Source organism: Klebsiella sp. CN_Kp088 (assembly GCF_040064335.1).
In the GTDB taxonomy this organism is placed as follows: Bacteria; Pseudomonadota; Gammaproteobacteria; order Enterobacterales; family Enterobacteriaceae; genus Klebsiella; species Klebsiella aerogenes.
Window position 1 is genome coordinate 144,568 of the sequence record NZ_JBEAIQ010000025.1, and the last position, 10,990, is coordinate 155,557.

Consider the following 10,990-nt stretch of genomic DNA (forward strand, 5'->3'; position numbering starts at 1 on the left):
CACTCCCAATTAATTTTCTGCTAGCCAGCTATCAACCCGGGAACGGACTTGCCCGACTTTGACGCCATAAATAACCTGAACTTCATTACGATTGCGTACTACGCCATTTGCGCCAGTGCTTTTTAATATTTCATCATCAACTAATGTCATATTATGGACAACCACCCGCAGGCGCGTGAAACAGTTATCAACGGAGATAATATTGGCTTTACCACCTAAGCCATTAATAATTTCATCCGTCATCGACTGCGGGCCGCTGACTTTTCTACGGTAGTCCGCCTTACTGTATAATTTAACGTTATCGTCATCCTCGCGGCCCGGCGTTTTCAGATTTAACTTCACGACCAGCGTGCGGAATATCGCGTAATAAACGATAAATTGGCCAATACCGATCAGCACGTACCCCGGCCAGCGGGTTAACGACACCGGCAGCGGCAGGTTGTAGATCAGAAATTCAATCAGGCCGGAGGCGCCCCACGGCCGCACGGTGAAGATGTCGCAAATTGCCTGCGAAGCGGCGGTTAACGTCGCATGGATCACCCACAGCAGCGGCGAGACAAATAAGAATGTGAATTCAATGGGTTCGGTGATACCGGTCAGCATCGAGGTGATAATCGCCGGCAGCAGAATCGCCTTTGCCATCGCTTTTTTCTCCGGCTTCGCGGTGTGATAAAACGCCAGCGATGCGCCCGCCAGGCCAAAGATGGTGGTCATCCCCTGTTGCGAGAAACGTAATGCATCGTTCATCACCGGCGTCAGATCGGGATGGCGCATATAGGCGAGGAAAATCGCCTGGGTGCCGGAGACGACCTGGCCATCGACATTTAGCGTGCCGCCGATTTGTGTAAGCTGGAAAGGCGACCACACGAAATGGTGCAAGCCGGTGGGAATAAGGAATTTTTCAAAGAAGCCGTAGACAAACACTCCCGCAACGCCGGCATTCTTCATAAACCCGGTCAGGGCGCTAATGCCGTGGGTCATAAAAGGCCAAATCCAGGTAAAAGCAATGGCGTAGCAGATAATGACTGGCGTCATGGCGACCAGCGTCAGCTTCGCCCCGCCGTACATCGATAGCGCGCCGGGCAGCTCAATATTGGAGACTTTATTATGTACCCAGGCAATGGTGCAGCCAAGAATGATTCCGAGGAATACCCCCATATCGACGACCACAAAGCCTAATAGCTGCGTTTGCCCGGTACCGTAATATTCGCCGTTAATTTTTTCCGCCACCGCATGAGTATGTTCCAGCCATGAATGGTTGGCGCCGAGAAACATGATAAAACACATCACCGAGACAAGTGCGACCTCCGTTTTTTTATCTTTTGCCAGGCCGTAACTTATTCCCACGCAAAACAATAATCCGAGGTTACCGAATAATGGCCAGAAGGTATCGCCAAGCAGTTGCCCTAATTGATGAAGGAAACTGGTTTCAGCAATAAGAGTCGGGTTAGTTAAGACGGAACTGAGAGCCAGAATTAATCCAATGACCGGCAAGAACAATACTGCGCCGATCATGGCCCTGGAGAATTTTTGCATATTCTCCAGAATACGTTGACGTATTACAGACATGGTTGTTCCTTTTATTTTTGTAGGTACAGGGGATCATTATTTTTATCAACTTCCAGTATTTTGGTTATAGCAATTCTGATATTTGAAAGGAACCTGTTGCGGGAAATAGGCACAGATAGCCGCTAATTGCATACAGGTTTCAGGGAGGGAGATTAGCCCTCTTCCGCCGGGAAGAGGGCAAGAGGAAAATGGCTACGGCGTTACGGGAACCGACGCGGCAGGCGCGTTGCTAACCTCGCCGTTGCGCATCACCTGCGCCGCCTGCTGCTTGTCCATATTGGTGGCGCTGAGCTGGCCGTTGACGCTCGGTTTCAGCGGCGCATTGGCCTGCACGCTACCGTTCGCGGTTAGCTGGAAGTTGCCGTCGCCGCTAATCGGCAGCGCAGGCCAGCCCCAGGCCTGCAGAATATTCAGCGGCACGCCGCGGCCGTTCAAGCTCAGATTGACCTGGCGTTGCGGCAATTGTGACACCGCGGCGGTCGCCTGCAGAATGCCGCGCTCGGTAAAAGCGCTCAGCTCGCTGATGTTGACCGTAGAAGCGTTCGCGTTCAGCTTCAGCGACGGACGGCGCACGTCGATGCGGTTGAAGGTCGCGGCGGCGGCATTGAGGGTGGCGCTGCCATTCCACACGCCCCACTGACCATCTTTCACCAGCTGTAATTCGCCGCCGTAACCGTCCAGCGCGGTGATCTGCCACGGGAAGGCTGGGTCGATATCGATAATCAGATTTCGGCTGGCGCTGAATTTCTTCAGCGTCAGGCTTTGCAGCCAGCCCGGCATCGGCTCCATCCACAGCTGTTTCCAGTTGGACGGTAGCGTATATTCCAGCCCGGCGAAGACGGCATCGTCGAGCACCAGTGCATTACCGGCGCGCAGCCAGTTGCCGGAGGTACGCACCATGCCGCCCTCCCAGCGGGAGCTGAACTGGCGTAGCGCAATGCCCTGCGGCGAGAATTCGGCATTAACGATGGGATCGAGGAAATTCAGCGAACCGTAGATAAACTCGCTGGCGTTCATCGATAGCGTCCCGTCGTCGCTCTGCCAGCCGTTATGGCTCAAGGTCAGATTGCGCAAGTTGAGGTCGAGGTCGGTCACCGCCCAGCCTGGCCCCTGCAAACGAGCATCGGTCACATCCAGCCGGCCAATCTGCAGCGACGGCACCGAGGTGAGCGGCGCAAGGAACTCATTCAGCGGTTTGGCGCTCTGCAGACGAATTTCATTCAGGCGCAGGTTATCAACCAGCCAGCTACCGTCGGCACGGCGTTTGGCGTTGCCGGTCAGCGTGCCGCGCGCGATATCGGCGCCAAGGGTGTTCAGGGTCACCTCGCCATTATCCATTGCCCCCTGGATCAGGACGTTGCTGGCTTCGACGCCGTTAATATTCATCGAGCCCGCGCTCATCTGAATTTGCGCTTTTCTGCCCAGCACGTCGCCCGCTTCCGGCTGCCATGGCATCACGCCGCCGGTCACCCGCTGCGCGCTCAGGTTCCACTCGCTGTCCGGGCTGTTAAAGGCCATATCGCGTAGCTGCAGGCGGTCGGCGGCAAACGGCATCGAGGCGGAAGCCGGAGAAAGATTCAGCGTGCCGTCGCTGAGGACGATTTCATCAGCGTGCAGCGGGTCGCTGAACTGGCGGGTGCTAAAACCGATATCCACCGTTTTGGCGACCAGCGTCGGCGGCTTGCCGTCGCGGCCAAAGGTGACATTTTGCAACTGCAGATGTAGTGGGGAAGAGAAGTCATGCGCCATCTTATCGAAGGCGATTTTCCAGCCGGTGCTTTCGCTTAACCAACTGCTCGCCTGGCGCGCCCCCCAGCGGGTTTGCAGCGCAAAGTAAGCGGCGACGATAACGACCAGCAGGGCGATCAGCAGCCAGAGAATCAGCTTTCCAAGAAATTTCATGATCTTCCATCCTGATAAGTACACATCACCGTGTTATGCACGATTTATGCGCAATCCTCAAGGCGGGAATAGTGAAATGAGATGAAGGGAGGTGAAGAGATGTTACAGCCGGCGCGCTCCCTGGTCGCCGTGGCGATACCGGGGAGCGCAACTTCAATGCGTTAGTTCTTCTCAGGCGGGAAGATTAAATTCAGAACAATCGCCGTGATACCGCCAGCGGCAATACCGGAAGAGAGCAGGTTTTTCAGCCAGTCCGGTGCGAACTGCAGGATCAGAGGCTGCTGCGATACGCCGAGACCCACCGCCAGAGAGAGGGCGATAATCAGGATAGCGCGGCGATTCAGCGGCTCGCGGGAGACGATGCGCACGCCGGATGCGGCAATGGTACCGAACATCACCAGCGTCGCGCCGCCAAGTACCGGCTCAGGAATATGCTGCACAAAGCCGCTTACCGCCGGGAACAGGCCGAGCACAATCAGCATCAGCGCCACCACAAAGCCCACATAGCGGCTGGCGACGCCGGTCAGTTGGATCACGCCGTTGTTCTGGCCGAAGCAGGAGTTCGGGAAGGTATTGAAAACGGCGGAAACAAATGAGTTCAGGCCGTTCGCCAGTACGCCGCCTTTCAGGCGTTTCATATACAGCGGGCCGGAGACCGGTTGTTCAGAAACGTCGGAGGTGGCGGTGATATCGCCGATCGTTTCCAGCGAGGTGATCATAAAGACCAGCATCAGCGGCAGCAGCAGGCTCCAGTCGATGCCCAGGCCGTAATAGAGCGGCGTAGGGATAGTGATCAGGCTGCTGTTGGTAGGCGCGGTGTTAGCCGGCAGCATATCGAGGAACCACGCCGCCAGATAACCGGCAGCCATCGCGATCACCAGCGAGGCGATGCGCAGGTACGGGTTGCGCTGGCGGTTGAGGATAATAATCAGCGCCAGCACGATGCCCGCCAGCAGCAGGTTTTTCGGCGCGCCGAAGGTGTGGTCGGCCATCGCCGCATAGCCGCCGCCGATGGAAGTCAGGCCAACCTGAATCAGCGACAGGCCGATAATCATCACCACCACGCCGGAGACCAGCGGCGTAATAATGCGGCGCGCCAGATGCAGAACCCGCGAGAGGACCATTTCGGTGCAGCTCGCCAGCATCAGGGTGCCGAACAGCGCGGCCATCATCGTCGGCACGTCGGCGCCGCCGGTTTTCAGCGCGGTGCCGCCCATAATCAACGGGGCGACGAAGTTGAAGCTGGTGCCCTGGATGGAGAGCAGGCCGGAGCCAACTGGTCCCCAGGCTTTAATCTGGATAATGGATGCCACGCCGGAGGCGAACAGCGACATGCTGATGATGTGTTGCGTATCTTCGGCCGGGAGGCCGAGCGCCTGACAGATAAGCAGCGCCGGGGTGATGACCGCGACAAACATCGCCAGCAGGTGCTGGAATGCGGCAAACAGCGTTTGCGGAAGCGGCGGACGGTCTTCGAGGCGATAGATTAATTCGCTGGCTGGTTTATGCGCAACCGGTTGCGCATTTTCTGACTCTGCGGTCGTAACGGACATCACAAACAATCCCAAGGTGGCAAAGCGGGAATTTTATCGGACTGTAGACCAAAAGCAAACGTTTGCTACGATTTGGCGCAAAAAATATCCTCACTGAATAGATGTAACAAATTAATTAACATTTTGTATGCTTGATCGCATCAACGCTAATACAAAATATCTTTTTCTGTCATTTTTTGCGCACTTCTGCTTAAAATCGCTCTCCGACTCCTCAAGATGAGAAGTAATCGACACCGGGAATACCGTCGCGTGTGAATGAATCATGCGCCCATAAGGAGCTCTTTTTTATGTTGCATCTCGATACCTTATCGACGCTCGTTGCCGCAACCATGGTGTTGCTTTTAGGGCGAAAGCTCGTTCAGAACGTCCCATTCCTCAAAAAATATACCATTCCTGAACCCGTCGCCGGCGGCCTGCTGGTGGCGCTGGCGCTGCTGGTTTTGAAAAAAAGCATGGATATCGAAATTGATTTCGATATGAGCCTGAAGGACCCGCTGATGCTGGCGTTCTTCGCCACTATCGGCCTTAACGCTAACCTTGCCAGCCTGCGGGCGGGCGGCAAAGTGCTTGGCACTTTCCTGATTGTGGTGGTGGGCCTGCTGCTGCTGCAGAACGCTCTCGGTATCGGCATGGCGAAGCTGCTGGGGCTGGATCCGCTGATGGGTCTGCTGGCCGGTTCTATCACGCTTTCCGGCGGTCACGGCACCGGGGCGGCGTGGAGTAAATTGTTCGTTGAGCGTTACGGATTTGCCAACGCCACCGAGGTCGCCATGGCTTGCGCAACCTTCGGCCTGGTGCTCGGCGGCCTGATCGGCGGGCCGGTGGCGCGTTATCTGGTGAAGCACTCTTCCTCGCCGGACGGTACGCCGGACGACCAGCTGGCGCCGACGGCGTTTGAGAAGCCGGATATGGGCCGTATGATCACCTCGCTGGTGCTGATTGAAAGTATTGCGTTAATCGCTATCTGCCTGACCGTAGGGAAGGTGGTTGCGCAACTGCTGGCGGGTACCGTGTTTGAATTACCGACCTTCGTCTGCGTGCTGTTTATCGGCGTGATCCTCAGCAACGGCCTGGCGCTGGCTGGGCTGTATCGCGTGTTTGACCGTGCGGTATCGGTACTGGGCAACGTCAGTCTGTCGCTGTTCCTCGCGATGGCGCTGATGAGCCTCAAGCTGTGGGAACTGGCGTCGCTGGCGCTACCGATGATTATTATTCTGGCGGTACAGGCGGTGGCGATGGCGCTGTATGCGGTGTTTGTGACTTACCGGATGATGGGCAAGAACTATGATGCCGCCGTGCTGGCAGCCGGTCATTGCGGGTTCGGGCTTGGCGCGACGCCGACGGCGATTGCCAATATGCAGGCGATTACCGACCGTTTTGGCCCGTCGCATATGGCTTTCCTGGTGGTGCCGATGGTGGGGGCGTTCTTTATCGACATCGTCAACGCGCTGGTGATTAAGCTGTACCTGTTGTTGCCGATATTTGGCTGATAAAAAACCCGGAGGCGGTGCTGCGCACCTGTCCGGGCTACAAGATCGTGCTGTTTGGGGTTTTGTAGCCCGGCTAAGGCGTTTACGCCGCAAGCCGGGAATACCTCCACAATCTTACGCTTCGTCGTGCTCTTCCCACGCTAACGCGCGTTTCACCGCTTTCTTCCAGCCGCTGTAGCGGAAATTACGCTCGGTGGTTTCAATACCCGGGCGGAACTCACGTTCAATCACCGCTTTCTCCTGCAGCTCGTCGAGATTTTGCCAGAAGCCGACCGCCAGACCTGCCAGATAGGCGGCGCCCAGCGCCGTGACTTCACGCACTTCCGGGCGTTCCACGCGGGTGCCGAGAATATCGGACTGGAACTGCATCAGGAAGTTGTTGGCGACCGCGCCGCCGTCCACGCGCAGGGCGTGCAGACGAATACCGGAGTCGGCCTGCATCGCTTCCAGAACGTCACGCGTCTGATAGGCGATAGATTCCAGCGTGGCGCGGATAATATGGTTGGCGTTCACCCCGCGGGTCAGGCCGAAAATCGCGCCGCGCGCATACGGATCCCAGTACGGCGCGCCAAGACCGGTAAAGGCCGGCACCACATACACGCCGTTGGTGTCTTTCACCTTAGTGGCGAAGTATTCAGAATCGAAAGCATCGTTGATGAGTTTCATTTCATCGCGCAGCCACTGAATCGACGCCCCGGCCATAAACACCGCGCCTTCCAGCGCGTAGTTCACTTCGCCGGTCGGGCCGCAGGCGATGGTGGTCAGCAGGCCGTGGGTTGAGGTCACCGCCTTTTCACCGGTGTTCATTAACATGAAGCAGCCGGTACCGTAGGTATTTTTCGCCATCCCTTCTTTCACACACAGCTGGCCAAACAGCGCCGCCTGCTGGTCGCCGGCGATGCCGGAGATAGGAATACGGGTGCCGCCTTTACCGCCGATGTTGGTCTGGCCGTACACTTCAGAAGACTTACGTACTTCCGGTAGCATGGCGCGCGGGATATCCAGCGCGTCGAGCATTTTGTCGTCCCAGTCCAGTTCATGGATGTTGAACAACATGGTACGCGAGGCGTTAGTGTAGTCGGTGACGTGCACGCGCCCCTGAGTCATTTTCCAGATAAGCCAGGTATCAACGGTACCGAACAGTAGTTCGCCGCGCTTCGCGCGCTCGCGGGCGCCTTCGACATGGTCAAGGATCCACTTCACTTTGGTGCCGGAGAAGTACGGGTCCACCACCAGGCCGGTGGCTTTGCGGATGTACTCTTCCATGCCGTCGCGCTTGAGTTGCTCGCAGATATCCGCGGTGCGGCGGCATTGCCAGACGATGGCGTTGTAAATAGGCTTACCGGTCTCACGCTCCCATACGATGGCGGTTTCACGCTGGTTGGTGATGCCGATGGCGGCGATTTCGTCGGAGTTGATATCCGCTTTCGCCAACACTTCGACCAGCGTAGAGCTCTGCGAGGCCCAAATCTCCATCGGGTCGTGCTCAACCCAGCCTGGCCTCGGATAAATTTGTTCGAATTCACGCTGTGACACGCTGACGATATTGGCGTCGTGATCCATCACGACGGCGCGGGAGCTGGTAGTGCCCTGGTCGAGCGCAACGATATATTTTTTCTCGGTCATAATTGGTGTCCCGTAGTCAGATTACAGCGAAGCTTTTTGTTGCGACGCGGAAGAAGCGGATTCTTTTTCTTCCTCGACGCAGGTGTCGCAAGGCAGATGGCGGCCAATGAATTTGCGGTAGCTGAATGCGCCCAGCGCCGCGCCGACCACCGGTGCGCACAGCGGCACCAGGAAATAAGGAATATCTTTGCCGCCGGTGAAGGCGACGTTACCCCAGCCTGCCAGCCAGGCGAAGGCTTTCGGTCCGATATCACGCGCCGGGTTCATCGCGAAGCCGGTCAGCGGACCCATAGAAGCACCGATAACGGCAATCAGCAGACCAATCAGCAGCGGCGCCAGCGGGCCGCGCGGCACGCCGTTGCCGTCGTCGGTCAGCGCTAAAATCACGCCCATCAGGATAGCGGTAATCACCATTTCTACCGCGAAGGCCTGCACAAAATTGATATGCGGGTTAGGGTAGGTCGAGAAGATACCGGCGAGCTCAAGGCTTTCCACGCTGCCGCGTACCATGTTGTGGGTGTGTTCGAAATCGAAGAAAAGATTGTAATAAAGCCCGTAAACTAATGCCGCAGCGCAAAAGGCGCCGGCGAATTGCGAAATAATAAAAGGAACAACTTTGCGCCCATCAAAGCAGGCGAATAACCATAAGGCGATGGTGACTGCCGGATTAAGGTGCGCGCCGGATACGCCCGCGGTCAGGTAGATAGCCATAGCCACCCCCAGACCCCAGATGATGCTGATTTCCCACTGACCGAAGCTGGCTCCTGCGACTTTGAGCGCAGCTACGCACCCAACGCCGAAAAAGATCAACAACCCGGTACCGAGAAACTCTGCGATGCACTGGCCTTTTAATGTTGATGTCTGGCTCATAATCGGATCCTGAAGCGAAGTGATTATTGTAAGTATATTGGTCGCGGACGACCACGGTGCCTTGTAGGCATAGTGTTAATTTATCGTTAACGAGCATAAACGAGAAATATCGAAATTTAAATTTGTGTCCCTCGTCAAGAAAATGAGCGTTTTCGCGCCATAAACGCGTGTTGCGGCACATTTACCCACCTTTTTCTGCGTATTTTGTTATCTCATTGATTAACAATCGCCAGAGAAGTTCGGGGCAATTGCCGCGAACGCACCAGGTAAAGACTGAAAAGTGTTGCAAACCGCAATCTGCGCGGGTTGTCGCTGGACAGGTGAGGCGGGGATTCATACAATCGACGACAACACCGCTATTGTGCGCTAATTCGTTAAGGCGGGACCGCGTATACGAAACACGAGTTTCTATCAACGCCTTGCAAGATCAGGAGAGGTATGACGATGTCATTAGAAGTGTTTGAGAAATTAGAATCTAAAGTTCAGCAGGCGATTGATACCATCACTCTGTTGCAGATGGAAATCGAAGAGCTGAAAGAAAAGAACACCACGCTGGCGCAGGAAGTGCAGAGCGCGCAGCACGGCCGCGAGGAGCTGGAGCGTGAAAATAGCCAGCTGAGAGAACAACAGCAAGGCTGGCAGGATCGTCTGCAGGCGCTGCTGGGCCGCATGGAAGAAGTCTAATCGCTTCCCGCCCCTTCCCGCCCGGGAAGGGGTTTTCTCTATCCCCCGCTTTATATCTCCAGGTTATAGCCAATCTTTTTTTATTCTTTAATCATTGATTCGCTTTCTGGCACGCTTAGTTCATCACAACACGACATAAAGAGAGCGGTGCGATGAATAAGTGGGGCGTAGGGTTAACTCTGTTGCTGGCATCCGCCAGCGTGCTGGCAAAAGATTATCAGCTGTTAAACGTATCGTACGATCCGACGCGCGAGCTGTACGAACAGTACAATAAAGCGTTTAGCGCGCACTGGAAGCAGGAAACCGGCGATAACGTGGTGATTCGTCAGTCGCACGGCGGCTCCGGCAAACAGGCGACGTCGGTTATCAACGGGATTGAAGCGGATGTCGTCACCCTGGCGCTGGCCTACGACGTAGACGCCATTGCTGAACGTGGTCGTATCGATAAAAACTGGCTGAAGCGCCTGCCGGATAACTCCGCGCCGTATACCTCAACCATCGTGTTCCTCGTCCGTAAGGGCAACCCAAAACAGATCCATGACTGGAACGACCTGATTAAACCCGGCGTATCGGTCATCACCCCGAACCCGAAAAGCTCCGGCGGCGCCCGCTGGAACTATCTGGCGGCATGGGGCTATGCCCTGCATCAGAATCACGGCGATCAGGCGAAAGCGCAGGAGTTCGTGAAAGCGCTGTATAAAAACGTTGAAGTGCTGGATTCCGGCGCGCGCGGTTCCACCAACACCTTCGTAGAACGCGGGATCGGCGACGTGCTGATTGCCTGGGAGAACGAAGCGCTGCTGGCGACGAAAGAGCTGGGCAAGGACAAGTTTGAAATCGTGACGCCGAGCGAGTCCATTCTGGCCGAGCCGACGGTTTCCGTCGTCGATAAAGTGGTGGATAAGAAAGGCACTCGCCAGGTGGCTGAAGCGTACCTGAAGTATCTCTACTCGCCGGAAGGCCAGGAGATTGCGGCGAAGAACTTCTATCGTCCGCGCGATCCTGATGTGGCGAAGAAATATGCCAACGAGTTCCCGAAATTGAAGCTGTTTACCATTGATCAGGAGTTCGGCGGCTGGACGAAAGCGCAGAAGGAGCACTTCTCCAACGGCGGTACCTTCGACCAGATTAGCCAGCGTTAATCCTCTTGTCCCTGCTGGCGCTACGCTTAGCAGGGCTACAGTTCTGCGCCGTCCGGTAGCCCGGGTAAGGCGACAGCTGCTACCCGGGAGTCCCTGCTTGCGCTACGCTTAGCAGGGCTACAGTTCTGCGCCGTCCGGTAGCCCGGGTAAGGCG

Annotated in this window: 8 protein-coding genes; 3 read left to right on the forward strand and 5 right to left on the reverse strand. The window is 56.2% G+C overall.

Annotation, left to right across the window (positions count from 1 at the left end; genetic code table 11):
- Positions 1 to 9 precede the first annotated feature (9 nt).
- The 3 genes from ABLV08_RS16100 to ABLV08_RS16110 form a co-directional block, all read right to left on the reverse strand.
- Positions 10 to 1,569 (reverse strand): PTS transporter subunit EIIC, encoded by a 1,560-nt coding sequence (locus ABLV08_RS16100; RefSeq protein ID WP_032713061.1) that lies wholly within the window; start codon positions 1,567 to 1,569, stop codon positions 10 to 12.
- Positions 1,570 to 1,761: 192 nt separating this feature from the next.
- Positions 1,762 to 3,471, reverse strand: coding sequence for an AsmA family protein (locus tag ABLV08_RS16105; protein ID WP_117026066.1), 1,710 nt, complete (start codon positions 3,469 to 3,471; stop codon positions 1,762 to 1,764).
- A gap of 161 nt (positions 3,472 to 3,632) precedes the next feature.
- Positions 3,633 to 5,024, reverse strand: coding sequence for a uracil-xanthine permease family protein (locus ABLV08_RS16110; RefSeq protein WP_015369129.1), 1,392 nt, complete (start codon positions 5,022 to 5,024; stop codon positions 3,633 to 3,635).
- A gap of 287 nt (positions 5,025 to 5,311) precedes the next feature.
- Here ABLV08_RS16110 and gltS point away from each other — a divergent pair, with 287 nt between their 5' ends.
- Positions 5,312 to 6,514 carry a sodium/glutamate symporter gene (gltS, locus tag ABLV08_RS16115; protein ID WP_015703819.1) on the forward strand — a complete coding sequence of 401 codons (1,203 nt, stop codon included), beginning with the start codon at positions 5,312 to 5,314 and terminating at the stop codon, positions 6,512 to 6,514.
- Positions 6,515 to 6,628: 114 nt separating this feature from the next.
- On the opposite strand, the gene glpK is transcribed toward gltS, so the two are convergent.
- The gene (glpK, locus tag ABLV08_RS16120) at positions 6,629 to 8,140 is read right to left on the reverse strand and encodes a glycerol kinase GlpK (protein WP_045386561.1); all 1,512 of its coding nucleotides are present in this window, start codon (positions 8,138 to 8,140) and stop codon (positions 6,629 to 6,631) included.
- Between the two features lie 21 nt (positions 8,141 to 8,161).
- The gene (locus ABLV08_RS16125; protein ID WP_015369132.1) at positions 8,162 to 9,010 is read right to left on the reverse strand and encodes an MIP/aquaporin family protein; all 849 of its coding nucleotides are present in this window, start codon (positions 9,008 to 9,010) and stop codon (positions 8,162 to 8,164) included.
- Positions 9,011 to 9,448: 438 nt separating this feature from the next.
- Here ABLV08_RS16125 and zapB point away from each other — a divergent pair, with 438 nt between their 5' ends.
- Both zapB and ABLV08_RS16135 read left to right on the forward strand, forming a co-directional pair.
- Positions 9,449 to 9,694 (forward strand): septal ring assembly protein ZapB, encoded by a 246-nt coding sequence (gene zapB, locus ABLV08_RS16130; RefSeq protein ID WP_020077673.1) that lies wholly within the window; start codon positions 9,449 to 9,451, stop codon positions 9,692 to 9,694.
- Between the two features lie 152 nt (positions 9,695 to 9,846).
- Positions 9,847 to 10,836: a sulfate ABC transporter substrate-binding protein gene (locus tag ABLV08_RS16135; protein WP_015369134.1), complete on the forward strand. Its 990-nt coding sequence runs from the start codon at positions 9,847 to 9,849 to the stop codon at positions 10,834 to 10,836.
- The last annotated feature ends 154 nt before the right edge of the window (positions 10,837 to 10,990 follow it).

Coding starts and splice junctions, on each gene's coding strand:
- ABLV08_RS16100 (WP_032713061.1), bottom strand. CDS start 1,569: ATGTCTGTAATACGTCAACGTATTCTGGAGAATATGCAAAAATTCTCC.
- ABLV08_RS16105 (WP_117026066.1), bottom strand. CDS start 3,471: ATGAAATTTCTTGGAAAGCTGATTCTCTGGCTGCTGATCGCCCTGCTG.
- ABLV08_RS16110 (WP_015369129.1), bottom strand. CDS start 5,024: ATGTCCGTTACGACCGCAGAGTCAGAAAATGCGCAACCGGTTGCGCAT.
- gltS (WP_015703819.1), top strand. CDS start 5,312: ATGTTGCATCTCGATACCTTATCGACGCTCGTTGCCGCAACCATGGTG.
- glpK (WP_045386561.1), bottom strand. CDS start 8,140: ATGACCGAGAAAAAATATATCGTTGCGCTCGACCAGGGCACTACCAGC.
- ABLV08_RS16125 (WP_015369132.1), bottom strand. CDS start 9,010: ATGAGCCAGACATCAACATTAAAAGGCCAGTGCATCGCAGAGTTTCTC.
- zapB (WP_020077673.1), top strand. CDS start 9,449: ATGACGATGTCATTAGAAGTGTTTGAGAAATTAGAATCTAAAGTTCAG.
- ABLV08_RS16135 (WP_015369134.1), top strand. CDS start 9,847: ATGAATAAGTGGGGCGTAGGGTTAACTCTGTTGCTGGCATCCGCCAGC.